This window comes from Pseudomonas syringae pv. tomato str. DC3000, assembly GCF_000007805.1.
In the GTDB taxonomy this organism is placed as follows: domain Bacteria; phylum Pseudomonadota; class Gammaproteobacteria; order Pseudomonadales; family Pseudomonadaceae; genus Aquipseudomonas; species Aquipseudomonas avellanae.
This window is the reverse complement of record NC_004578.1, coordinates 382,452-407,698: the sequence shown is the minus strand read 5'-3', so window position 1 is coordinate 407,698 and position 25,247 is coordinate 382,452. Positions and strand designations below refer to the sequence as shown.

Annotated in this window: 21 protein-coding genes; 12 read left to right on the top strand and 9 right to left on the bottom strand. The window is 58.0% G+C overall.

What is annotated here, in order from left to right; genetic code table 11:
- Positions 1-188: 188 nt before the first annotated feature.
- The 4 genes from PSPTO_RS01955 to PSPTO_RS01940 form a co-directional block, all read right to left on the bottom strand.
- Positions 189-1,376 (bottom strand): AMP-binding protein, encoded by a 1,188-nt coding sequence (locus PSPTO_RS01955; RefSeq protein WP_007247550.1) that lies wholly within the window; start codon positions 1,374-1,376, stop codon positions 189-191.
- Positions 1,377-1,457: 81 nt separating this feature from the next.
- Positions 1,458-2,834 carry an MATE family efflux transporter gene (locus PSPTO_RS01950; protein WP_007247551.1) on the bottom strand — a complete coding sequence of 459 codons (1,377 nt, stop codon included), beginning with the start codon at positions 2,832-2,834 and terminating at the stop codon, positions 1,458-1,460.
- 201 nt (positions 2,835-3,035) lie between these two features.
- Positions 3,036-4,361 (bottom strand): OprD family porin, encoded by a 1,326-nt coding sequence (locus tag PSPTO_RS01945; RefSeq protein ID WP_005763528.1) that lies wholly within the window; start codon positions 4,359-4,361, stop codon positions 3,036-3,038.
- Between the two features lie 422 nt (positions 4,362-4,783).
- A complete protein-coding gene (locus PSPTO_RS01940; protein WP_017698872.1) occupies positions 4,784-5,008 on the bottom strand; it encodes a hypothetical protein in 225 nt (74 codons plus the stop codon).
- 216 nt (positions 5,009-5,224) lie between these two features.
- On the opposite strand from PSPTO_RS01940, the gene PSPTO_RS01935 reads away from it, so the two are divergent.
- Together PSPTO_RS01935 and PSPTO_RS01930 are read left to right on the top strand one after the other, a co-directional pair.
- A complete protein-coding gene (locus PSPTO_RS01935; RefSeq protein ID WP_003373363.1) occupies positions 5,225-5,554 on the top strand; it encodes a DUF2790 domain-containing protein in 330 nt (109 codons plus the stop codon).
- A 276-nt stretch (positions 5,555-5,830) separates the two neighbouring features.
- Positions 5,831-7,090 (top strand): cation:proton antiporter, encoded by a 1,260-nt coding sequence (locus tag PSPTO_RS01930; protein ID WP_005763524.1) that lies wholly within the window; start codon positions 5,831-5,833, stop codon positions 7,088-7,090.
- Here the strand turns inward: PSPTO_RS01930 and PSPTO_RS01925 are convergent, their stop codons facing one another.
- Entirely contained in the window at positions 7,091-7,990 is a 900-nt protein-coding gene (locus PSPTO_RS01925; protein ID WP_011103119.1) for an AraC family transcriptional regulator, read from the bottom strand.
- A 281-nt stretch (positions 7,991-8,271) separates the two neighbouring features.
- Between PSPTO_RS01925 and PSPTO_RS01920 the strand changes: the two genes are divergently transcribed.
- From PSPTO_RS01920 to PSPTO_RS01910, 3 genes are all read left to right on the top strand, one after another.
- Entirely contained in the window at positions 8,272-9,588 is a 1,317-nt protein-coding gene (locus PSPTO_RS01920; RefSeq protein WP_005763521.1) for an ABC transporter substrate-binding protein, read from the top strand.
- 39 nt (positions 9,589-9,627) lie between these two features.
- The gene (locus PSPTO_RS01915; protein WP_011103118.1) at positions 9,628-10,401 is read left to right on the top strand and encodes an L-iditol 2-dehydrogenase; all 774 of its coding nucleotides are present in this window, start codon (positions 9,628-9,630) and stop codon (positions 10,399-10,401) included.
- Between the two features lie 123 nt (positions 10,402-10,524).
- Positions 10,525-11,349 (top strand): DeoR/GlpR family DNA-binding transcription regulator, encoded by an 825-nt coding sequence (locus tag PSPTO_RS01910; RefSeq protein ID WP_005737391.1) that lies wholly within the window; start codon positions 10,525-10,527, stop codon positions 11,347-11,349.
- A 100-nt stretch (positions 11,350-11,449) separates the two neighbouring features.
- Here PSPTO_RS01910 and typA read toward each other — a convergent pair whose 3' ends face one another.
- Positions 11,450-13,270, bottom strand: a complete 1,821-nt coding sequence (gene typA / locus PSPTO_RS01905) for a translational GTPase TypA (RefSeq protein ID WP_005737390.1) — start codon at positions 13,268-13,270, stop codon at positions 11,450-11,452.
- Positions 13,271-13,412: 142 nt separating this feature from the next.
- Positions 13,413-14,867, bottom strand: coding sequence for a tRNA uracil 4-sulfurtransferase ThiI (gene thiI / locus PSPTO_RS01900; RefSeq protein WP_003380207.1), 1,455 nt, complete (start codon positions 14,865-14,867; stop codon positions 13,413-13,415).
- A 335-nt stretch (positions 14,868-15,202) separates the two neighbouring features.
- Between thiI and glnA the strand changes: the two genes are divergently transcribed.
- The 7 genes from glnA (at position 15,203) to ntrC (ending at position 22,988) form a co-directional block, all read left to right on the top strand.
- The gene (gene glnA, locus PSPTO_RS01895) at positions 15,203-16,609 is read left to right on the top strand and encodes a glutamate--ammonia ligase (protein WP_005763515.1); all 1,407 of its coding nucleotides are present in this window, start codon (positions 15,203-15,205) and stop codon (positions 16,607-16,609) included.
- A 124-nt stretch (positions 16,610-16,733) separates the two neighbouring features.
- On the top strand, positions 16,734-18,158 hold the full coding sequence (locus tag PSPTO_RS01890) for an IS1182-like element ISPsy6 family transposase (protein WP_164923171.1): 1,425 nt from the start codon (positions 16,734-16,736) through the stop codon (positions 18,156-18,158).
- Between the two features lie 220 nt (positions 18,159-18,378).
- Positions 18,379-18,936: a chorismate mutase gene (locus PSPTO_RS01885; RefSeq protein WP_011103115.1), complete on the top strand. Its 558-nt coding sequence runs from the start codon at positions 18,379-18,381 to the stop codon at positions 18,934-18,936.
- Positions 18,937-19,014: 78 nt separating this feature from the next.
- The gene (locus PSPTO_RS01880) at positions 19,015-19,557 is read left to right on the top strand and encodes a DUF4124 domain-containing protein (protein WP_011103114.1); all 543 of its coding nucleotides are present in this window, start codon (positions 19,015-19,017) and stop codon (positions 19,555-19,557) included.
- The gene (locus PSPTO_RS01875; RefSeq protein ID WP_011103113.1) at positions 19,554-20,186 is read left to right on the top strand and encodes a DUF4124 domain-containing protein; all 633 of its coding nucleotides are present in this window, start codon (positions 19,554-19,556) and stop codon (positions 20,184-20,186) included. Before PSPTO_RS01880 ends, PSPTO_RS01875 begins: the two co-directional genes overlap by 4 nt.
- 283 nt (positions 20,187-20,469) lie before the next feature.
- A complete protein-coding gene (glnL, locus tag PSPTO_RS01870; protein ID WP_011103111.1) occupies positions 20,470-21,555 on the top strand; it encodes a nitrogen regulation protein NR(II) in 1,086 nt (361 codons plus the stop codon).
- Positions 21,552-22,988, top strand: coding sequence for a nitrogen regulation protein NR(I) (gene ntrC / locus PSPTO_RS01865; RefSeq protein ID WP_002555721.1), 1,437 nt, complete (start codon positions 21,552-21,554; stop codon positions 22,986-22,988). Before glnL ends, ntrC begins: the two co-directional genes overlap by 4 nt.
- 176 nt (positions 22,989-23,164) lie before the next feature.
- On the opposite strand, the gene mgrA is transcribed toward ntrC, so the two are convergent.
- Together mgrA and PSPTO_RS01855 are read right to left on the bottom strand one after the other, a co-directional pair.
- Positions 23,165-24,202 carry an L-glyceraldehyde 3-phosphate reductase gene (gene mgrA / locus PSPTO_RS01860; protein ID WP_011103110.1) on the bottom strand — a complete coding sequence of 346 codons (1,038 nt, stop codon included), beginning with the start codon at positions 24,200-24,202 and terminating at the stop codon, positions 23,165-23,167.
- 82 nt (positions 24,203-24,284) lie between these two features.
- A complete protein-coding gene (locus tag PSPTO_RS01855) occupies positions 24,285-25,220 on the bottom strand; it encodes a sulfonate ABC transporter substrate-binding protein (RefSeq protein WP_011103109.1) in 936 nt (311 codons plus the stop codon).
- Positions 25,221-25,247: the final 27 nt, after the last annotated feature.

Genomic DNA, 25,247 nt, shown 5'->3' with positions numbered 1-25,247 from the left:
GAGCCCGGATACATTAGCGCAAGCATGCTTTACCGCTCATCGAACTGCGATTGCAGGAGGTGGGCTGACCATACATTTGCCTACGACATCCTCTGCCGCCTGACGCAGGAAGCCTCGCCTCGCAAACTGCACCCACACAGCCCAAAGACCCCGTCGGTGCAGCGTGTTCATGCTTTCACATCAGCCATTCAATTCCTGCGGTCAATGATGTAGAGCATTTTGCCTCGCTCCGAGACGGCGTAGTCTCTGGCATCCTTGCGCACAACCAGCACGCTGCCCTGGTCTTTCTGATAGGCCTCGTTGATGTCCGGAATATCGGCGATGGCTGTTTCGATTCTGGCGCGTTCATCTTCGTTGACTTCCGAGGCCTGAACGAAAACGGTCACCAGTTCTTTGCGCGCATCAGTCACTGACAGGTGAACCTGGATTTCCAGCGTGCGGCCCAGTGTCTGTTTGATCGCTTGTTGAATGATGCCCAGACCAATGAGGTTGCCCATGAAGTTGAAGCTCATGTCCTCCCGCTGGATGTCAGTCAAATAGAGCTTGTCGCCTTTCAGCGAAAGCGTTGCGGTGTCTCCCAGGCGATACCGGAGCAGCGGTGTGAAGTTCTCGCGGGTCAACGAGGTGATGAGGATGCTGTCGCCTTCTTTCTCGATGAAGTATTTGTCGGAAAGAAACTCGTATTCGGTGTGGCAAGGGCTGTTGGTGAAACCCAGAATGCCGCCCTCGGAACTGCCATATACGCCGACGATGGAGACCTGTTCGCCAAAGGCTTCCCTGATGATTTTCTTCTGAAAGGTTTTCAGGCCCTCGCCATTGAAGACGACCTTTTCGATATCGATGTGCACACCGTGCTGCTGCATGGCATCGATGAACTGCAGGATGGTCGAGGGTACGCCGAGCAGTACGTTGAGCTTGATCGAGTTGAGCGCCTCGAAGTGACTCTTGGTCAGCAGGGTGATATCGCCTACGGACACCACATGCGCACCGCAGTTACCGGCCATCATGGTGGTGATGTTGTTCAGGGCAGAAAACAGGTTGATGGTGAACAGGTTGGCGCAGCGATCACCGGGTTGAATGAAACCATTGCTGCGGAAGACGTTGGAGCGGGAACTGTCTTCATCGACTTCACAGTCGTAGTAGTAATAACAGCGTTTGAGGTTGCCGCTGGTGCCACTGGTAAAGCCGATCAGGCAGTTGCGCTCGTTGCGCTCAAGGCAGCGTTCGGTTTGTGCCGCGAAGCCTTCCTTGTCCATGATCGGTACGTGGGTTCTGAAGTCCTGGTAGGTGAAACCTTCAAAATCGTTGTTCTGGTGAGTTTTAGCGGCAGTATTGGAAATTCTGCTCCATTCCTTTTCTACATCGTAGGCAGTCATGAGAGTCCTCTATAGTCCATTTTTTTGATTATCTGTACGACCTGCCCACCCGTCAGCAGCGAAGGGCGGACAAAGCGTGGGCTATGAGTTACCTCGATGGCGAGATCGGTTCCCTGTTAGGTCGAGCTTGTTGCCTATCCGCTTTTTCATGAGCAGATGCGCCACCCAGCAGGCACAAAAGGCCACTATGGTGTTGCCCAGCAGTTGCCCGAGCATGACACCGACACTGCCGAATGCCTGTGCGCCATACCACACGAACGGCACCGTTCCCAGGCTGGCCCGCAGCCAGCCAAACAACGTCACGTACATCGGTCGACCTGCGCTGAGAAAGATAGACGTGGCAATGAACTGGAGCCCGATCAGCGTCCAGAGAAGACCGCCCCATCGACAGAACGCGGAGAAAACAACCAGGCCTTCGCCGGAAACATGGAACAGTCTGGCCAACGGCTCAGCCAGCAGAATCAGCAACAGCGAGGTGGTTGCCCCGTAGCCGATCAGCAACCCGTACGTGGTTTTTACGGCTTGCGAGACGCGGGCGGTGTTCATTGCGCCGAGGTTTTGTCCCAGTATCGGAATCAGCGCGCCGGGCAAGGCAAACACCACGCAAAACGCTACCTGAATGACCCTGTCGATCACCCCGATCGCCGCCAGCGCCTGTGCACCGAATGGCGCCATCGCAGCCATTACGTAGGCCATGCCCACCGGTGTCGCCAGGTTTCCGATCACCGCGGGCACGGCAGTTCGGCCGATAATGCTGATGTCGCCTGACAGGTGCGTCAGGCTGACCCGACAGGTCAGGCGGGCGACACGGTGGACGTAATAAAATCCCAGGCACGCCGATACCAGGCTCGATATCAGGTAGGCGACCCCCGCACCCGCCAGGCCCAGATCGAACACGATGATAAGCAGCGGGTCGGCGATTGCGACGGCAGCAGTCGCAGTCAGCAGGGTCCACATCGCCTGTTTGCCGAACCCTGCACTGCGCAGTATCTGCACGCACAGTTGCTCGACGGCAACCAGCACCGAGGCCGGAAGGGTTAGCCAAAGGTACTCGCGCGCCGCGGTGAAACTACTGCCCTCGCCGCCCAGCATTTGTATGGCTGAATCCAGAAATATCAGCTCAAGCACAGCGCAACAGACAGTGGCAATGATGCCCAGCAGCAAGCCGCTGCTGGCGAGCCGCCTGGCCTGATCCGGCACGCCACTGCCCAAGGCTCTCGACACGGTTGAAGAGACTGCCACGGCGATGCCAAGAATCATCGAGATAATGAAAAACATCAGGGTCTTGGCCACCGCGAACGCGGCCAGCAAACTGTCGTCGCGCAGCATCGCGATATAAACCACGGTCAGCACTTCGATCAGAAAGATCGACAACAGGCTGGTCGCACTGGTGCTGGTCATGAACACAACATGCCGCAACACCGAGCCCTCGGTGAAGACTGCTTTGGTAACCGCCATTGACCCTTCTCTTCCCGTTGAACGCCATCGCCGATTTTCAGATGAGCATCGGCAGTGCAGCACCCCGGACTATTGAGCGCTCACTGAGTGACCGAAACAACGTTGCAGTTCCGGAAAGTTTACGGGCAAGAACCATCGCACAACGAAAAAGCGCCCCGAAAGGCGCTTTGACTGATGCTGCTGTTGAAGTGTGATAAGCGGTCAGAGCACGCTCAACGGATACTCCATAATCACCCTTACTTCATCCAGATCCGATTCAAACGCTGTCGCGCGAGTATTGGCCTGGCGAACGCGCAGGGACAGGTCTTTCAACGAGCCGGTCTGCACGATGTATTTGGCTTCGATGTTGCGCTCCCAACGCTTCTGATCGGTCAGCGGGTTACCTTGTGCGTCGCGGCGCATGTAGGTGCTGTTGGCGTTGGAGTAGTCGGCGTCGGTGCCTTTGCCGTAACGGGTCATGAATGACAGGCCGGGAACGCCATAAGTGGACATGTCGAGGTTGTAGGTGACCATCCACGAGCGCTCTTTGGGTGAGTTGAAGTCGCTGTACTGGATGGAGTTGGCCAGGTAGATGGAGTCGGACTGCCTGAGGTAGTCGAAATCGTCATCACCCTGGTTGCGCTGGTGCGAGAGCGACAGGGTGTGCGCGCCGTATTGCAGGGCGACTTTTGCACTCCAGATATCGTTGTCGAATTCGCCGAGCAGCTTTTTGCCTTCGTCGGTGGCGTTGTAATAGTTCAGGCTGCTGGTCAGCGACAGTTCATCGGAGAGTGGCAGAACGTAAGACGCCGAGGCGTATTTCTGATCCCAGGCGTCTTTGAGTCGGCTGGTGTAAAGGCCAAGGCTCAGCCTGTCGGTGGCCTGATAGTCACCGCCGAAGTAGGCAACCCACGGAGAGTCGACGGCACCGCCGTAGAATGTGACGAAACCGTCCCGCATGTTGCTGGAGACCGGCTGGCTCATGGAGTGCAAGCGACCGCCTTGCAGGGTCAGGCCCTCGAAGCTGTTGTTGATCGCCGTGACGCCGCGAAAGCTTTCCGGCAGCAAGCGAGAGTCGCCGAAAGCAACCACTGGTGTGGACGGGAAAACATCACCTACGTTCACGACGGTGTCGAAGGCACGGGCTTTCAGTGAGCCGCCGACTTTGGTGTATTCGTCACGGGCGCTGCCGTCCCCATCGACCGGCATTACGTCGAACGGGCTGCGCCCGCCGTTGCGTCCGTCACCGGTGTCGAGCTTGATGCCGATCATGGCAAAGGCATCGACGCCAACGCCGAAGGTGCCTTGGGTAAAACCGGACTGGAATCGCCCGATGATGCCGTGCGCCCACGCTTCGGAATAACCATTGCCGGTAGGGCTGGACTCGCCGTTGCGGTGGTCTCGGTTCATGTAGAAGTTGCGGTTGAGTACGGTCAGCGTGCTGCCTTCGATGAAGCCTTCTTTCTGCTCGTCGGCAAATACGGCAGCCGGTGCGACACCTGCGAGTGTCGAACACAGGGCCAGTGAGAGTGTTTTAAGTTGAGTCATGTGCGCTCCGTCTGATCGGCAGATTGTTATAAACATGTCGGCCTGGCTATTTTTATAAACCCGAGCGCTGCCAGTGGGGCACAATCTTGAAGTGGCGAAGATAACGCCAAGGTGACAGCCAGATTACAAATAGGTAATGAAGCACACGACGGCGTGTGTTTATTCAATAAAATGAAACATGCTTTGACACGCGCAACCCGGCACTCAAGATCGGACGCGGAGCGTCCAGAACGGCATGCGACGCAGCACGTCGCACGAGAGTCAAGCCGCGTTGTGTATACCGCTGAGCGTGGGGGCGATGGCCCGTGGCGGAAATAAAAAAAAAGCGCCCCGCAGGACGCTTAAAGATTCGCCCCGTCCAAAGGAGCAGGGAGCTGCTACAAAGGGCGAATGGGGGTGCAGCGGGTCGGGCATCAAAGGCATCAGCCTTCGGACTTGGTCGACCGCTCGGCCTTGGCGTTGTCGTCTGTATTGACGTACTGCTCGGCTTTATTGCTGCTGTTCTGTTCGTTGAAACGCAATTCCTGCGCCAGACGCATCTTGTCAGCGGCGATGCTTGCGTACTCGTTACCGTCGTCGGCGAAGGCTGCAGTGGCGGACAAGGCAGCTACGGCGAAGACCATCGACTTGATCAGTTTCATCATCATTACCTCTTGGGTGTGTAAGGGGTTCCTTAAGAGCGCGGTGCTCGTCAGGGATGAAACAAGCTTATGCCAGGGCAGCTAACAGGAAGGTGAGCAGAGAATGACAATACTGTTAGAAAGCTGACATTTACCAGATTACCGATTTGTAATGTTTCAGCCACTTTCTGGTTAGCACGCACTTGTTAAGGTTAAGCCACATTCAAACGGAGACAAAAGAAAATGCGCACAGCCAAATCGTTGTTACTTGCTCTGGTTATCCTTTCGCCACTGAGTGCTTTCGCTTACACCACTGATGAAGTCAAAGCCACTACCGTGATTAAAGAGCACCAGGCCAGCGTACAGAAGTACGCCGCTATTCATAACAAGCCGATGCCTGAGATCAAGGAATACAAGTACGGCATGAAGCTGGACGTTGCCAAGGTCATTCGCAAATCCCCGGATCTGCAGACCTGTAGCGTGATGCCCAAGCTGATGACCTACGAGGACTCCAAAGGCAAGCTGAACACCGTGCAGTATCAGATCCTGAGCGGGTGCAGAAACAGCCAATGATTCTGAACCTGCCAGGGAGGCCACCCACCGTTACATCCCCCGTCAGCCCGGACCGTTATCCGGGCTGACTTTTTTATATGTGCCCCCCCCGACGTTCCTCGCTTACAACCCGCCAGACCGTTTATTCCCGCTTTTTTGCAACATCACCGTTTTCGCGTGGTCAACGCAGACCCTGCTGTGTCGCATCGCTATGTGCCTGGACACCGCCCCGGTCCATCAAACACAGGCTCGGTTACGGTGATCGAGAAACTGCAATTACGGATTTTGGAATAACGGATGCTTGAGCTCGCTGCTGGTTTTATCTGCCTCACCTCGCTGCTGACCTATGTGAATTATCGTTTTATCGGTCTGCCCCCCACCATCGGCGTAATGGTCACTGCGCTGATGTTCTCGTTGCTGCTGCAAGGCCTGAGCTTTCTGGGCTATCCCGGCCTGGAAGATCGCGTCCAGCAGTTGATCGGTCAGATCGACTTCGGCGATCTGCTGATGAACTGGATGCTGTCGTTCCTGCTGTTCGCCGGGGCGCTGCACGTAAACCTTGCCGACCTGAAGAGCTATCGCTGGCCCATCGGCCTGCTGGCAACGTTTGGTGTGTTGATTGCCACCACCGTCATCGGCGCGTTGGCTTACTGGATTTTTGCCCTGTTCGGCTGGCACGTCAGCCCGCTGTACTGCCTGCTGTTCGGCGCGCTGATCTCGCCCACCGACCCGATTGCGGTGCTCGGCGTGTTGCGGACCGCCAATGCGTCCAAGCCGCTGAAAACCACCATCGTCGGTGAATCACTGTTCAACGACGGCACGGCGGTTGTGGTGTTCACCGTGTTGCTGGGCATTGCGCAACTGGGCGAGACGCCTACTGTAGGCGAAACCGCGCTGTTGTTTGTTCACGAAGCGGTGGGCGGTGTGCTGTTCGGCGGGCTGATCGGCTACGCCGTGTACCTGATGATCAAGAGCATCGAGCAGTATCAGATCGAAGTCATGCTGACGTTGGCGCTGGTGATCGGCGGCTCGGCAATGGCTTCGGAGCTGCATGTGTCCGGCCCTATCGCGATGGTCGTGGCCGGGCTGATCATCGGTAATCTGGGGCGCAATCTGGCGATGAACGACATGACCCGTCGCTACATGGACGGTTTCTGGGAGTTGCTGGATGACATGCTCAACGCATTGCTGTTTGCGCTGATCGGCATGGAGCTGTTGCTGCTGCCGTTCTCGTGGCAGCACTTGATTGCAGCCAGCCTGCTGGCCGTGGCGATTCTGCTCTCGCGCTTTGTCACCGTGGCCCCGGCCATTCTGCTGCTGCGTCGCTGGCGCAAGGTGCCGCACGGCACCATCCGCATTCTGACCTGGGGCGGTTTGCGCGGCGGCGTCTCGGTAGCGCTGGCGCTGGCCCTGCCCAACGGGCCGGAACGCGACTTGCTGTTGAGCATCACCTATATCGTGGTGTTGCTGTCGATCCTCTTTCAGGGCCTGACCATCGGCAAGCTGGTGAATGCAGTCACTCGCGAGCCACAGGCGAAAGACCCGGCAGGTCACTGATCAGACGAGGGCAGCGGCGCGCCGGTATTCACTGGGCGTCTGCTGCATTTCCACGCGAAAGTGCCGGTTGAAGTTGGACAGGTTGGCGTAACCGACTTCAAAGCAGATGTCTGACACCGACATCTCGCTTTGCAGCAGCAACCGGCAAGCCCGCTGAACGCGCAGTTTGCGCATCAGATCAATGAAACAGTGGCCGGTGGTGCGCTTGAAAAAGCGTGAAAAGCCCGGATCACTCATGTCCAGCCGTTGCGCGATGACCGACAGGCGAACATCACTGGTCAATTCGGTCAGCAGATAATCGAACGCCTTGTTGATCCGCTCGGAACTGCGCGCATCCAGCGTCGGTGCATAACAGGCGCTGGCCAGCAGGTGAGCGTCCTGGGTGGGCGCTTTCATCAGTGTGTTGACCAGTTGCAGGAACAGAATCAATCGCTCCAACCCCTGAGCCGGGCCAATCTGTTCAAGCAGTTGCGCCGCCTGCACCGCCGTTTTGCCAGTGAACTCCAGCCCACGACGCGCCTGCTCGAACAGACGCTGCAAGTCACCCACTTCCGGCAATGTGCCACGCAGCGCCAGCAACGCCGCGCCGTCGAACTGCAACACCACGTCACGCCCGGCCAGATGCTCGCCGGGAGCCAGGTCGCCGATCCAGTCGTGGGGCAGATCGGGGCAGATCAGTGCCACATGACCGGCACCGAACTCGCCGATGTAATCACCGGCGACCAGCCTGCCGCTGCCTTGGCGGATCAGATGGATTTCAAATTCAGGATGGTGGTTCCAACGCGCCAGCGAGTAGGGATAGTCGTGCTCATACCAGCGAAAGCAATGATCGGGCTGCGGGAGGATGACCTCAAGCTCGGCGGGGCGCTGCTCGAACAAGGCAGCTCGGCTGTCAGGCATAGATTGCGCCTTTTATCGTTATGAATGCTCTGTGCACGTACAAACATACGCCCTCCCGTTCGCCCAGCGCTAGCTCGCGATGAGGCCGGCGCTGGTACTTTTTTGCTTTCAGACCGCCAGGCAGGCTTCGGTTAAAAAAGTATCAGTCGAGCGTTCCTGCTGCGTTTGTTCACCCGCGCACAGGCTGCTGTAATCGGCTCGTCCATCAAGGCCGCTCAGCCGTGGTCAACAACAAAAACAATAGCTCCCGCCGAACAAGGCGCGGAGTGGAGAGCACTACGATGAATATCCACAAAGCACTTTGCCTGTCCGCAGGTGTGTCTGTTGCCCTCATCAGCCTTGCCGCTCAGGCCGCCGAAACCGTGACCATCGCCACTGTGAACAACGGCGACATGATCCGCATGCAACGCCTGTCGAAGATCTTCGAACAGCAGCACCCTGATATCAAACTCAACTGGGTGGTGCTGGAAGAGAACGTTTTGCGCCAGCGCCTGACCACCGACATTGCCACCCAGGGTGGCCAGTTCGACGTGCTGACCATCGGCACCTACGAAACCCCGCTGTGGGGCGCCAAGCAATGGCTGGAGCCGATCACCGACCTTGCGCCGGAATACGACCTGGAAGACATCTTTCCCTCGGTGCGTCAGGGCCTGTCGGTCAAAAACACCCTCTACGCCCTGCCGTTTTATGGCGAAAGCACGATCACCTATTACCGCACCGACCTGTTCAAGCAAGCGGGCCTGAGCATGCCGGAGCGCCCGACCTGGACGCAGTTGGGCGAGTTCGCGGCAAAGCTTCATCAGCCTGACAAGGGCGTGTACGGCATGTGCCTGCGTGGCAAAGCGGGTTGGGGTGAGAACATCGCGCTGCTCAGCACCATGGCCAACGCGTTCGGCGCGCGCTGGTTCGATGAACACTGGAAACCCGAACTGAACAGCCCGGAATGGGCTAACGCTGCGAACTTTTACGTCAACACCCTGAAAAACTATGGCCCGCCGGGCGTATCGAGCAACGGTTTCAACGAAACCCTCGCGCTGTTCAATAGCGGCAAATGCGCCTTGTGGGTGGACGCCAGCGTGGCGGGCTCCTTCACCACCGACAAGGAACAGAGCAAGGTGGTCGACAGCGTCGGCTTTGCGCCTGCGCCGGTTGAAGTGACCGACAAAGGTTCTTCATGGCTTTACGCCTGGTCGCTGGCGATACCGGCCACCTCCAGGCACAAGGATGCGGCCAAGGCATTTATTACCTGGGCGACGTCCAAAGCGTATATCCAGTTGGTCGCCGAGAAGGACGGCATCACCAATGTGCCGCCTGGTACCCGGACCTCCACCTACAGCGAGGCCTACCTCAAGGCTGCGCCGTTCGCCAAAGTCACGTTGCAGATGATGCAGCACGCCGACCCTGCACAACCCTCGGCCAAGCCTGTGCCTTATGTCGGCATTCAATACGTGACCATTCCGGAGTTCCAGGCCATCGGCACCTCGGTCGGCAAGCTGTTCTCAGCCGCTGTGACCGGGCAAACCACCACTGAACAAGCCCTCACTGCCGCACAGGCCGTCACCGAACGCGAGATGAAGCGCGCCGGTTATCCAAAGTAAACCGGCAGTTCTCACACTTATTGGACGGATGATGAACCCATGAAACGACTTGAAGGTAAAAGCGCGCTGATCACCGGATCGGCGCGGGGCATTGGGCGGTCTTTTGCGCAGGCTTACATCCGCGAAGGGGCCAGCGTGGCCATTGCCGATATCAATCTTGAGCGTGCACAAGCCACAGCAATCGAACTGGGGCCGAACGCTTATGCGGTCAGCATGGACGTGACGGATCAGGCGTCCATCGATCAGGCCATCGCCGCCGTGGTGGCGCAGACCGGCAAGCTGGATATCCTGATCAATAACGCGGCGCTGTTCGATCTTGCACCGATTGTGGATATCACGCGTGACAGCTACGAGCGGCTGTTTTCGATCAATGTCGCGGGCACGCTGTTCACCTTGCAGGCAGCGGCAAAGCAGATGATTGCTCAGGGCCACGGCGGCAAGATCATCAACATGGCCAGCCAGGCCGGCCGGCGTGGTGAAGCGTTGGTGGCGGTGTATTGCGCGACCAAGGCTGCGGTGATCAGCCTGACGCAATCGGCCGGGCTGGACCTCATCAGGCACGGTATCAATGTGAATGCCATCGCCCCTGGCGTAGTCGATGGCGAGCACTGGGATGGCGTGGACGCGATGTTCGCCCGCTATGAAAACCGCCCGCGGGGCGAGAAAAAGAAACTGGTCGGCGAGCAGGTACCCTACGGACGCATGGGCACCGCGGATGACCTGACCGGCATGGCTATCTTTCTCGCCTCGACCGACAGTGAATACGTGGTGGCGCAGACTTACAACGTCGATGGTGGCAACTGGATGAGCTGAGGTAAACGGGCTGCCGAGATGAGCCGAACCGCGCAAAAAGCCCAGTCGCCGCTTCCATTGCCGAGGCGATTGGCTAAGATGCGCGGACCGCCTGTTGTCTTGGCGGCTCATCAAGGAGCACGAATGTCCACTGAAGAGGAGATCGCCATTTCTGGCGGTACACCTATGATCCCCGATCAGCGCCGGGAGCTGATGCTGCGTCAGTTGCGCAAGCATCAGGTACTCAGCGTTCATCAGTTAATGGAGATGTTCGACTGCTCGCACATGACCATCCGCCGCGACATCGCTCAGCTGGAGCAGGAAGGCCGGGCCTATTCGGTCACCGGTGGCGTGCGCATCGCCAGCCAGGTGCACAGCGAGCCCAGCCATCAGTCCAAAGCCGTGGTAGAACTGCCGCACAAGCAAGGCATGGCGCGGCTGGCAGCAGGTTTGCTGCACCCGGACATGACGATTTACCTGGACGCAGGCACCAGCACGCTGGAAATCGTGCCGCACATTATCGCGCTGTCAGGCATGACCGTGGTGACCAATGATTTCGGCGTGGTCAACGCACTGGCCGATGCTGCGCATGTGGATGTGATTCACACCGGCGGGCTGCTCGATCACCCCAATCGCTCCAGCGTCGGTGGGCTGGCTGCAGCGACGTTGCGGCAATTGGCCACCGACGTGGCGTTCATGTCTACCAGCTCGTGGGACTTGCAGCGCGGTACCACGACGCCGTCGGCCTTGAAAGTCGAGGTCAAGCAGGCCGCCATGCAATCAGCCTCGCAAACGGTTTTGGTCGCCACCAGCTCCAAATACGGCACCTTCGGCATGTACAAGGTGGCCGGGCTGGATCAGTTCGACACCATCATCAGCGACGCAGCCTTGGCTGAAGCCGCAGCCGACGGCATTCGCAAGCAGCGCATCGAGTTGCTGCTGGCCCCCGTGGGCGGTCGCTCAAAGTAGAGGTGGCTGCACTGGCTGATGCCAGAGGCCACAAATGGCAGGCATAAAAAAACCCGGTCTCGCGACCGGGTTTTTTGTGTCTAGCCGACTAACTGATCACTCAGTTGCCCGACTTCTTGGCAGCGCGGGTACGCTCGCTTTCGCCAAGGATTTTCTTACGCAGGCGGATCGACTTTGGAGTCACTTCGCAGAGTTCGTCTTCTTGTACGAATTCCAGCGCTTGTTCCAGAGTGAAGCGGATAGGCGGAACCAGAGCGATGGTTTCGTCTTTACCGGAAGCACGCATGTTGTCGAGCTTCTTGCCCTTGGTTGGGTTTACACCCAGGTCGTTGTCGCGGCTGTTGATGCCGACGATCTGACCTTCGTACACATCTTCGCCATGACCCAGGAACAGCTTGCCACGGGCTTGCAGTGTTTCCAGGGAGTAGGTCAGTGCCTTGCCGGTAGCAACCGAAACCAGAACGCCGTTCTGACGGCCGGACATGTCGCCAGACTTCATCACGTCGTAACGGTCGAAGATGCTGGTCAGAATGCCTGCGCCGGAAGTCAGGGTCAGGAATTCGTTACGGAAACCGATCAGGCCACGAGCAGGGATGTTGTATTCAAGACGAACACGGCCCTTGCCATCCGGAACCATGTTGGTCAGGTCGCCCTTACGGATACCGATCTGTTCCATGATGGAACCCTGGGATTCTTCCGGCAGGTCGATGGTGACGTTCTCGAACGGTTCGTGCTTGACGCCATCAACCATGCGGATGATCACTTCAGGACGACCAACACCCATTTCGAAGCCTTCGCGACGCATGGTTTCGATCAGTACCGAGAGGTGCAGCTCACCACGGCCGGAGACCTTGAACTTGTCGGCGGTGTCGCCTTCTTCAACGCGCAGGGCAACGTTGTACAGCAGTTCTTTGTCCAGACGTTCCTTGATGTTACGGCTGGTGACGAACTTGCCTTCTTTACCGCAGAAAGGCGAGTCGTTTACCTGGAACGTCATGGAAACGGTAGGTTCGTCAACGGTCAGCGGCTTCATCGCTTCAACGTTCTGTGGGTCGCACAGGGTGTCGGAGATGAACAGCTCTTCGAAGCCGCTGATGCAGACGATGTCGCCGGCAGCTGCTTCTTCGACGTCTACACGGTGCAGACCGTGGTGACCCATCAGTTTCAGGATACGACCGTTACGGCGCTTGCCGTTGGCGTCGATAGCCACAACCTGGGTGTTTGGCTTGACCTTGCCGCGAGCAATACGGCCAACGCCGATGATGCCCAGGAAGCTGTTGTAGTCCAGTGCCGAGATTTGCATCTGGAACGGGCCGTCACGGTCAACGGCAGGTGCCGGAACGTTGTCGACGATGGACTGATACAGCGGGGTCATGTCTTCAGCCATTTCGGTGTGGTCCAGACCGGCAATGCCGTTCAGGGCAGAGGCGTAGACGACTTTGAAGTCCAGCTGTTCTTCGGTAGCACCCAGGTTGTCGAACAGGTCGAAGATCTGATCCAGAACCCAGTCCGGACGCGCGCCTGGACGGTCAACCTTGTTGATGACCACGATTGGACGCAGGCCGGCTTCGAAAGCCTTCTTGGTCACAAAGCGGGTTTGCGGCATAGGGCCGTCCTGGGCATCGACCAGCAGCAGTACGGAGTCAACCATCGACATCACGCGCTCTACTTCACCACCGAAGTCGGCGTGGCCCGGGGTGTCCACGATGTTGATGTGGTAGCCATTCCAGTTGATCGCGGTGTTCTTCGCGAGAATGGTAATACCGCGCTCTTTTTCCTGGTCGTTGGAGTCCATCACGCGCTCATCGTTGAGCTCGCCGCGCTCCAGAGTGCCGGATTGACGCAGGAGTTTGTCTACCAGGGTGGTCTTACCATGGTCAACGTGAGCAATGATGGCGATGTTGCGTAGATTTTCGATCACTTGTGTATCTCGATCAGAGGATTCGGTCTGCTGCCTGTTTACAGGCAGCGATTACTATTTCGAGTCGGCAAAAGCCGTTACGGCATGACGACTGGTGTCGGGGGGCCGGTGACGCAAGCCACAGGCAAACAGCCCCGGGCACTTAGCTCGGTCGATAAACGCGCACATTGGCATGCCCCTCACTGAGCAAATGGTGAGCATGCAGGCGACTCATGACGCCTTTGTCGCAATACAAAAGGTACTGGCGCGTGTCATCCAGTGCCTTGAAACGGCTGTTCAGTGCGTAGAACGGCAACGTCTGTATCTCCACGCCGGGCACTTGCAGCGGCTGGTCTTCCTGGGCATCCGGGTGACGGATGTCGATGATGACCTGGCCGGCCAGCGCCTGGCTGACTTCTTCGATGTCGATATTGCGGCTCAGATCGTCGATGACCCGATCGATCGAAACCAGCTTGGCGCGCTCGAGCGCCTGCTCGAGAATCGCCATGTCGAACTGTTGTTCTTCGTACTCAACGCGATTTCGCTTGGCGTTGGTCTTCGGGTTGACCGAAATCACCCCGCAATACTCGGGCATGTGCCGGGCAAAATCGGCAGTGCCGATTTCAGTCGCCAGGTCCACGATGTCCTGCTTGTGGGTTGCAACCAGCGGTCGCAACACCAGTTTGTCGGTGGCCGCGTCGATCAGCGACAGGTTCGGCAGTGTCTGGCTGGCAACCTGTGAAATCGCTTCGCCCGTCACCAGCACGTCGATTTCGAGACGATCAGCCACAGCGGATGCAGCGCGTAACATCATACGCTTCAAAACTACACCCATATGACTGTTATCGACTTTCTGCAGAATTTCTCCGAGAACTTCCTCGAAAGGCACGCTGACAAACAGCACACGCTGCGAACTGCCGTACTTCTTCCAGATGAAATGCGCGACTTCCATCACGCCCAGTTCATGGGCACGACCGCCCAGATTGAAGAAGCAGAAGTGCGCCATAAGGCCGCGGCGCATGATCTGGTAGGCCGCAACGGTCGAATCGAACCCGCCGGACATCAATACCAGGGTCTGCTCCAGCGCGCCCAAAGGATAGCCGCCCATGCCCTTGTGCTGGTCATGAACAACAAACAACCGTTGGTCGCGAATTTCCATCCGCACGACCAGATCGGGCTTTTTCAGCTCGATCCCGGCCGCGCCGCATTGCATGCGCAACTGGCTGCCGACGTATTTTTCGACGTCCATCGAGCTGAAATCGTGACGACCGGCGCGTTTGCAGCGCACTGAAAACATCGTGCCCGGCAACAGATCGGCGTAGTGCAGTTTGCACTTGGCGACCACGTCATCCATGTCGCCCAGCGGGTACTCGGCCACCTGCAGAAAGTTGGCAATCCCCGGCATGCAGCTAAGCCGGTCCCTTATGCCCTGCAGCACTTTGGGGTCGGTCAGACGGGTTTCGACCTCAAGGTTGTCCCATACGCCACCCACGACAATGTCCGCGTCCAGTTCACGGAGCACGGTACGAATGTTCTTGCCCAGCTGCCGGATGAATTTCTTGCGCACCGGCGGGCTTTTGATGGTGATTTCTGGGAAAACTTTAACGATTAGTTTCATGGAAACAGAGCGTGAGGTGCCGACTGAAAAAGGGGGGCGCGGATTATAGCGGAAATTGCTCAACGTTTAACCAGTTATCGTACACGCAATCGTCGACGCACCAAAAAGAGTCAGCACAACAAATGACAGCGCCATAACGGTGCGTGATTTTCCCGGAAGACGCGTTTTCATCCCCTGAAAGCCGGCTTTTGAAGCAAAAAACCCAACTCGGGGCACTGGCATGCAAATTGCTCCCTTGTGAGGCAGGTTGCCTTGGCAGAATACTCGCGCCGGCATCACCCAAATTCAAGGGACCCAGCCTATAGAAGGCGGTCCTTAGCCACCCGGAGGACACCATGTCGAAGTCGGTTCAACTCATCAAAGATCATGACGTTAAGTGGATTGATCTGCGCTTCACGGACACTAAAGGTACGCAGCACCACGTGACCATGCCAGCTCGCGATGCGCTGGAAGACGACTTCTTCGAAGTCGGCAAGATGTTCGACGGCTCCTCCATCTCTGGCTGGAAAGGCATCGAAGCCTCCGACATGATCCTGCTGCCGGACGACGAAACCGCAGTTCTGGATCCGTTCACCGAAGAGCCGACCCTGATTCTGGTGTGCGACATCATCGAACCGTCGACCATGCAAGGTTACGACCGTGACCCACGCGCCATTGCTCGTCGCGCCGAGGAATACCTGAAGTCCACCGGTATCGGTGACACCGTATTCGCAGGTCCGGAGCCAGAATTCTTCATCTTCGACGAAGTGAAATTCAAATCCGACATCTCCGGTTCCATGTTCAAGATCTACTCTGAACAAGGTTCGTGGATGTCCGACCAGGATGTGGAAGGCGGCAACAAAGGCCACCGCCCTGGCATCAAAGGTGGTTACTTCCCGGTTCCGCCGTTTGACCATGACCACGAAATCCGTACCGCCATGTGCAATGCTCTGGAAGAAATGGGCCAGACCGTTGAAGTTCACCACCACGAAGTGGCGACCGCTGGCCAGAACGAAATCGGCGTGAAGTTCAATACGCTGGTCAAGAAGGCTGACGAAGTTCAGACCCTGAAGTACGTTGTTCACAACGTTGCTGACGCTTATGGCCGCACTGCGACCTTCATGCCAAAGCCTCTGTACGGTGACAACGGTTCGGGCATGCACGTGCACATGTCCATCGCCAAAGATGGCAAAAACACCTTCGCAGGTGAAGGCTATGCCGGCCTGTCCGACATCGCGCTGTACTTCATCGGCGGCATCATCAAGCACGGTAAAGCCCTGAACGGCTTCACCAACCCGGCAACCAACTCCTACAAGCGTCTGGTTCCAGGCTTCGAAGCCCCGGTCATGCTGGCCTACTCGGCACGTAACCGCTCTGCCTCGATCCGTATTCCTTACGTCAACAGCCCACGCGGCCGTCGTATCGAAGCACGCTTCCCGGATCCGGCAGCCAACCCGTACCTGGCCTTCGCGGCTCTGTTGATGGCTGGCCTGGACGGCATCCAGAACAAGATCCACCCTGGCGACGCAGCTGACAAAAACCTGTATGACCTGCCGCCTGAAGAGGCCAAAGAGATCCCACAGGTTTGCGGCAGCCTGAAAGAAGCGCTGGAAGAACTGGACAAGGGCCGTGCGTTCCTGACCAAAGGCGGCGTATTCAGCGACGACTTCATCGACGCTTACATCGCACTGAAAAGCGAAGAAGAAATCCGCGTTCGCACCTTCGTGCACCCACTGGAATACGAGCTTTACTACAGCTGCTGATCCAGCCGCGCCAGCATTGATGGCGTAACAAGAGACCTCCTTCGCAGACTGTGTGAAAACCTAGCAATCTGCGCAGCGCTCAAAGAAAATGCTCCGTATCGAAAGATACAGAGCATTTTTCGTTATGGCCTACATCCAAGGTGAGTCCCGCAGCCAGACCAGCCTATTCCCGGTCTCGCTGGAAGAGTTGATCCCCGAGGATCACCTCGTTCGTGTCATTGACCTGTACGTTGCCAAGCTCGATCTGGTGCAACTGGGCTTCGATAAAGCGATTCCAAAAAGCACGGGGCGCCCTGCTTATGATCCCGCCGATCAGCTAAGACTCTACCTCTACGGCTATTTTCAGCGGATTCGCTCATCGCGACGTCTTGAAGCCGAGTGTCAGCGCAACATCGAAGTGATGTGGCTGATCAACCGGCTCAAGCCCGACTTCAAGACCATCGCCGACTTTCGCAAGAACAATAAACCCGCCTTCATCGCGACCTGCCGTGCTTTCGTTCGATTTTGTCGCACAGCAGGCTTGATCGCCGGTGAATTGGTGGCCATCGACGGCAGCAAGTTTCAGGCGGTCGCCTCCTCACGGCGTCATGTGAATTTGAAGCAGCTCAAGCGCCAGGAAGAAAAACTGGATAAGCGCATCGCTCAGTATCTGGCCGAGCTGGATGAGGCCGACAAGGCTGAAACCACAGATTCAATTGATCGCAGCGCAATCAAAGCAGCACTGGCACAGCTTGAGGCTCGACAACAGGATAATCAGAGTTGCCAGGCACTGATGCGTTCGATGGGCATCGAGCAGTTCAACACTCATGAAAGCGATGCCCGAATGATGCGCACGGCCAAAGGGCCACGTGTGGCCTACAACGTGCAAACCGTCGTGGACGCCGAGCATTGCCTGATTTTGCATCATGAGGTCACCCAGGATGGCGATGACCGAAAGCAACTGGAGCCGATGGCCAAGGCCGCCAAAGCAGAGTTACAGCAAGATGAGCTGACGGTCACTGCCGATGCCGGCTACTCCAATGGCAAGCAGTTTCAGGCCTGCGAGGATGCTTCGATTACGGCCTATGTACCGCCCAATCGTTCGAAAAACCCTGGCAGTCATGAAGAGCAGCTCTTTGAGCGAAAAGACTTTATCTATGAGGCCGGACACGATCGTTTCCAGTGTCCGGCAGGCAAATGGTTAACGCTAAAACAGCACAACAAAGGTGATCGGATCTATCAGGCTGAGGTCGATGACTGCGCCAACTGCGCGCTGAAAACGCAATGCACTCGAGCCCAGCGCCGTTATGTCTCACGACATGCCCATGAAGAGGCTTTCGAGCGGATGGAGCAAAGAATGCAGGCGCATCCTGAGATGATGGCCAACCGAAGATCCATCGTTGAGCACCCCTTCGGCAACCTCAAGCAATGGCTATTTGGTAATGGCCGTTTCTTGCTGCGACAACTGGAGGGGACAAAAGCTGAAATGGCCTTGGCGGTGAATGCTTATAACCTGAAACGAGCGATTAAAGTGCTCGGTGTGCGCCATCTGATGGCTTTGATGGGCTGAGCGGTCATTTTTTCGTCTGCTGCCAATACAAAACAAAACGCCCCGAACAAGTCGGGGCGTTTGCTTGGGCCTTCATCAGTGTGTTTTCACACAGTCTGTTCGGGAGGTCTCTTTTCGCCCGGATTTTGCGGGGTGAAGTTTTATTCACCCCGTAAGGCTGGCCCTGACCAGGCACTTGGCGTTAAATCTGCGTCTCCTCAATAACCCGAGATGGACCGCAATGCGCCTGCTTCTCGCCACTTCCCTGCTGACCCTGACGTGTATGTCTTCCTGCTTCGCTTTCGCTGCCGAGCAGAAGCCTTCGGCTATCGAGCCATTGTTGCAAGCGATCAGCGAGCGTCTGACCATCGCCGATCAGGTTGCCCTGAGTAAATGGGACAGCGGCAAAGCCGTCGAAGACCCGCCCCGCGAACAGCAAGTCATCAGCGCCGCGCAGGCACGCGCTGACGAGTTCAAGCTGAACCCCGACGATGTTCAACGCCTGTTCCGCGCGCAGATCGAGGCCAACAAGCAAGTACAGAACTCACTGCTTGCCCAATGGCATGCAGCGGGCAAAGCCCCTGACACACCCAGACTGAGCCTGGTAGACGACATCCGCCCGAAACTCGACCGGCTGCAAACCCAGTTGCTGCAGGCGTACGCCGCCTTCCAGCCACTGCGCAAGAGCGAGGACTGCAAGGTCCAGCTGGATGCCGCGCTGAAGCGCTACCAGACCGACGCCATTCATGATCAGGCGCTGGTCTTGGCCACCGCTGATCTTTGTGCGGCAAAACGCTGAGACATCAGGCGGATAGCGCAGCATGGGGCGATGTGTTCTATGCTGACGGCCACTTGTGCCATTGCTGTCGAGAGTCTCATGCGTCAAAGCCTGATTTGCCTGCTGCTGTTGATCAGCCTGCCTGCCCTGGCGCAGATCTATAAATACACCGATGCGAATGGCAACACGGCATTCAGCAATCAGCCACCCAACGGCACCAAAACCGAAGTGGTCGAGCTGCCGCCGCTCAACAGCATCGAAAAGCAGACGCCTGCCAGACCGGCCGTGAACAGTGCGCCGCAAAACGCGCCCGAGCCGGCGCAGCAGCAGTCACAACCCCTAACCCGCTACGACGTGCTGGAGCTGACCGATCTGCCCACCGACGAGGCCTTACGCGCCAACAATGGCACGTTCATCATCGGTGTGAAGGTTCAGCCGCGCCTGCAACAGAACCATCGCCTGCAACTGCTGCTGGACGGCAATCTGTACGGGCAGCCCTCCAATCTGCCGCGCTTTCAGGTGGTCAATGCAGACCGCGGCGAGCACAGCTTTGCGGTGGTGGTGAAGGACGGCGAACGGATCGTTCAGCAGAGCGAGACCATCACCCTGACCATACAGCGCGTGCACCTCGGCAAACCATGAACAGACACCGAATACGCAGCGCGCTGGTCTGCTGGCTGCTGCTGATGGCGCTGCCCGCCGCTGCCGACGTTTACACCTACATCGATGCGCAGGGTAATCGGGTGTTTACCGACCAGCCGCACAAGAATGCCAAACGCGTGGACATCCCGCCCAGCAACAATATGACCGGCACACCGCCGACCAAAACCTTGAAGGCGCACCCCGCAAGCCCCGCCGTGCAGCCGATGTTTCACTATCAGTTGCTGAGAATTCTGGTACCCGAGCCCGACGCCACGCTGGTCAATCCCAGTGGCGACCTGATCGTGACCGTCACCAGCGAACCGGTGTTGCAACCGGGCCACAGCTATCGGCTGCTGCTCGATGGTGTTGCCGTCGGCCAGGCCGGACGCAGCCCGGTGTTCCCGCTGAGCAATGTGGATCGTGGCACGCATCAGCTGTCGGTCGAGATTTTCGACGAGATGGGTCGCGTTCTGGAAAAGACCCCGAACCAGCCGTTTCATCTGCAGCGTATTTCTCTGTCGCAAAAACGCGCGACCCATCCGTGCAAGGACGAGGACTACGGGGTGCGTCCAGAATGCCCACTCAAGGACAAGCCCGAGCCCAAAAGCAGCATCCTGCCTTTCTTCTGATCCCTCTAGAACCGATAGCACCTTTTTGGTGCACACATTGAACGCATACGCAACAATACAGCCCAATTTGGTTCAGGATTGCGCTTGAGAGAGCGCCGTATGCGGGCACGTTCGCCAAAAACGATCCGCTTTTGCAGATAAAGCGCTTCTTTTCGGAGCCTTGGTTTGTTTTTTGCAACTTCACTGATACAGCACCGTATGGGTGGCTTTGCTCCTGCTGGCGCAGGCCTGCCAGCACCAGCATTGCGCGACTGCAATGTGCCAAAAGAGGTCAATACGATTCATGACTATCAGCGACGCGCTGCACAGACTGTTACTGGATAACCTGACCACTGCCACCATTCTGCTCAACGCCGACCTGCGACTTGAGTACATGAACCCGGCAGCGGAAATGCTCCTGGCCATCAGCGGGCAGCGTAGCCATGGGCAATTCATCAGCGAGCTGTTCACCGAGTCGGCTGAGGCACTGAGTTCGCTGCGTCAGGCAGTGGAACAGGCACACCCGTTCACCAAGCGCGAAGCGATGCTCACCGCACTGACCGGTCAGACATTGACTGTCGACTATGCCGTGACGCCCATCCTCAGCAAGGGCGATACCCTGCTGCTGCTTGAAGTGCATCCCCGTGACCGGCTGTTGCGCATCACCAAGGAAGAAGCCCAGCTGTCCAAACAGGAAACCACCAAGATGCTGGTGCGCGGCCTGGCTCACGAAATAAAGAATCCGCTCGGCGGCATTCGCGGCGCTGCGCAATTGCTGGCCCGCGAACTGCCCGAAGAAAGCCTCAAGGATTACACCAACGTCATCATCGAAGAGGCCGACCGCCTGCGTAATCTGGTTGACCGCATGCTGGGCTCCAACAAGCTGCCGTCGCTGGCGATGACCAACGTGCACGAAGTGCTTGAACGGGTGTGCAGCCTGGTGGAGGCCGAGAGCCGGGGCTGCATCACGTTGGTGCGTGACTATGACCCCAGCATTCCCGACGTTTTGATCGACCGCGAGCAGATGATCCAGGCGGTGCTCAATATCGTGCGTAACGCCATGCAGGCCATCAGCGGCCAGAACGAACTGCGTCTGGGCCGGATCACCATGAGAACCCGCGCCATGCGCCAGTTCACCATCGGGCATGTGCGCCACCGACTGGTGAGCAAGATCGAAATTATCGACAACGGCCCGGGCATCCCGGCCGAGCTTCAGGAAACCATTTTCTATCCGATGGTCAGTGGTCGCCCGGACGGCACAGGGCTCGGTCTCGCCATTACCCAGAACATCATCAGCCAGCACCAGGGCCTGATCGAGTGTGACAGCCATCCCGGCCACACCACGTTCTCGATCTTCCTGCCGCTGGAACAAGGAGCAGCTTCGACATGAGCCGTAGTGAAACTGTCTGGATCGTAGACGACGATCGTTCGATCCGCTGGGTACTGGAAAAAGCCTTGCAACAGGAAGGCATGACCACACAAAGCTTCGACAGCGCCGACGGGGTGATGAGCCGTCTGGCCCGCCAGCAACCGGACGTGATCATTTCCGACATTCGCATGCCCGGTGCCAGTGGTCTGGACCTGCTGGCGCGGATTCGCGAGCAGCATCCACGTCTGCCGGTGATCATCATGACCGCCCATTCAGACCTGGACAGCGCTGTGGCGTCGTATCAGGGTGGTGCTTTCGAGTACCTGCCCAAGCCATTCGACGTTGACGAAGCTGTCTCGCTGGTCAAGCGCGCCAATCAGCACGCTCAGGAACAGCAAGGCCTGGACGTCGCACCCACGCTGACCCGCACCCCTGAAATCATTGGCGAAGCGCCAGCGATGCAGGAAGTGTTTCGCGCCATCGGGCGTCTGAGCCACTCCAACATCACCGTGTTGATCAACGGCGAATCGGGTACCGGTAAAGAACTGGTCGCTCACGCCCTGCACCGCCACAGCCCACGCTCGGCTTCGCCGTTTATTGCGCTGAACATGGCGGCGATTCCGAAGGATTTGATGGAATCAGAGCTGTTCGGTCACGAGAAAGGTGCCTTCACCGGCGCGGCCAACCTGCGTCGCGGTCGCTTTGAACAGGCTGATGGCGGCACGCTGTTTCTCGATGAAATCGGCGACATGCCGGCCGACACCCAGACCCGCCTGCTGCGCGTGCTGGCCGATGGCGAATTTTATCGGGTTGGCGGGCACACGCCGGTCAAAGTCGATGTGCGGATCATTGCCGCGACTCACCAGAACCTGGAAACCCTGGTGCAGGCCGGGAAATTTCGTGAGGACTTGTTTCACCGTCTGAACGTGATCCGTATTCATATCCCGCGCATGTCGGACCGTCGCGAAGACATCCCGACCCTGGCCAAACACTTCCTGAGCCGCGCCGCACAGGAACTGGCGGTCGAACCCAAGCTGCTCAAGGCCGAGACCGAGGAATACCTCAAGCATCTGCCATGGCCGGGCAACGTTCGACAGCTGGAAAACACTTGCCGCTGGATCACCGTCATGGCCTCGGGCCGTGAAGTGCACATCAGCGACCTGCCGCCGGAACTGCTCAGCCTGCCGCAAGACGCCGCACCGGTTACCAACTGGGAACAGGCGCTGCGTCAGTGGGCCGATCAGGCGTTGTCGCGCGGTCAGTCCAGCCTGCTGGACAGCGCGGTGCCGACCTTCGAGCGGATCATGATCGAAACCGCCCTCAAACACACCGCCGGTCGCCGCCGCGACGCTGCTGTGCTGCTGGGATGGGGCCGCAACACCTTGACCCGCAAGATCAAGGAACTGGGCATGAAAGTCGATGGCGGGGATGACGACGAGGCTGATGAGGGCTGAGTGGTTATATGATGGTCGTGGGTGCCAATGCTCCGCATTGGCATGCATTTCGAAACACTCTGCGCCGCGCCTACTATTCAAGGCAGGACGCAGAGCGTCCAGAACTGCGTTCCCACGCGGTGGGAACGATGGTCAGCACCGCGTGCCTGACTCTTCTGGACTTATTGGCACGCGCATTACTCAGCCAGAGATGGCTTTTCCCACAGATTGATCCCGCCTTCCACCGCAAAGCTGTCGATCTCGGCCAGTTCTTCGCTGCTGAACGCCAGGTTCTGCAGAGCGCCAACGTTTTCGATGATCTGCTCCGGACGGCTCGCGCCGATCAACGCTGAGGTTACGCGCGGGTCTCGCAGGGTCCAGGCCAGGGCCATTTGTGCCAGGCTTTGACCGCGACGCTGGGCAATTTCATTGAGGGCGCGCACGTGGGCGATGTTCTGCTCGGACAAGTGCGAAGCCTGCAGCGAGCCACCGCCCGGACGATTGACCCGTGCGTCCTTGGGCACGCCGTTCAAATACTTGTCCGATAGCAACCCCTGAGCCAACGCAGTGAAGGCAATCACGCCAGCACCCAGTTCTTCGGTCGCATCAAGCAGGTCTTTCTCGACCCAACGGTTGAGCAGGTTGTAAGCCGGCTGGTGAATCAGCAACGGCACTTTCCACTCTTTGAGCAGCGCGGCTATTTCACGGGTCTTGGCCCCGGAATACGACGAGATGCCGATGTAAAGCGCTTTGCCCTGCTGCACCGCAGTGGCCAGCGCGCTGGCGGTTTCTTCCAGCGGAGTGTCCGGGTCGAAGCGGTGCGAGTAGAAAATATCGACGTAATCCAGCCCCATGCGTTGCAGGCTCTGATCAAGGCTGGCCAGCACGTATTTGCGCGAGCCACCGCCCTGCCCGTAAGGCCCCGGCCACATGTCCCAGCCAGCCTTGCTGGAGATGATCAGCTCGTCGCGGTAGCGCTTGAAGTCTTCACGCAGCAAACGACCAAAGTTGATCTCGGCGCTGCCGTAGGGCGGGCCATAGTTGTTAGCCAGGTCGAAATGGTTGATACCCAGATCGAACGCGGTGCGCAGCATGGCGCGCTGAGTGTCGATCGGCGTGCTGTCACCGAAGTTGTGCCACAAGCCCAACGACAGTGCCGGAAGCACCAGCCCGCTGCGGCCGGTACGGCGATACGGCATGTCTTTGTAACGATTTTCGGCAGCGATATAGGTCATTGAATCCTCTCTTGTCTGCGGGATATTCGAGGCGTGTCGCGGTGCGCTCGCGAGCTTGAAGCGTCTGCTCGCCGCGCAGGAATCATGGCTTTTGCCAGACAGCCTGCTGAATGTCGACCCGCTTGGGTATCAAGTGGTTGTCGTAAAACAGATCGGCGGTCGCTTGCTGCGCACGCACGATTTCAGGCGTGATCGGCAAGCTGGGTGATGCAGGTCGATGGTCAAGATACTGAGTGATGACCGCTTCGGACAAGCCCATGCTGCGCGCCAGGATCTGGATGCTCTCTGCGCGTTGCGTGCGAGTCAGTTCATCGGCCGTCGTCAGTTCGTCGAGGATCTGCTGGACGAACGCGCCGTTTTTCTCGGCGAATTCCCGGCGTGCGGTGTAGAACGGCCCCGACAGCCCGAGCCCTTCACCGTTGGCCAACAGGCGGCTGTGGCCTTCGTTCAGGGCGATGGAGTAGTACGGGTCCCAGATCGCCCAGGCATCGACGCTACCGTTTTCAAACGCGGCACGGGCATCGGCCGGGGTCAGGTAGATCGGCTGAATATCCTTGAACGCCAGCCCTGCCTTGTTCAGCACACGCAGCACCACGTTGTGCGCGCTGGAGCCTTTCTGGAGCGCGACTTTGCGGCCTTTCAGCTCTGCCACGCTGTGCAGCGGGCTTTCGTTGCGCACCAGCAGGGTTTCCGCCTGCGGCTTGGCGGGCTCCGCGCCGATGTAGACCAGGTCTGCACCTGCCACCTGAGCGAAGATCGGCGGAATGTCGCCGGTCGAAGCGATGTCCAGGCTGCCGATATTCAACGCCTCAAGCATCTGCGGCCCGGCCGGAAACTCGATCCATTTGATTTTTGTGGCAGCAAAGCGCTTCTCCAACAGGCCGTGCTCCTTGGCCAGCACCAGAGTGATCGAGCCTTTCTGGTAGCCGATGCGCAAGGCGTCAGGCTCGTCGGCAGAGGCGGTATTGAGCAAGCCGCTGAAAGCCAGAATGGCGGCGATGAAAGTGAATGATTTCATGGTTAATCCTTTAATTCAGTGGTCTAT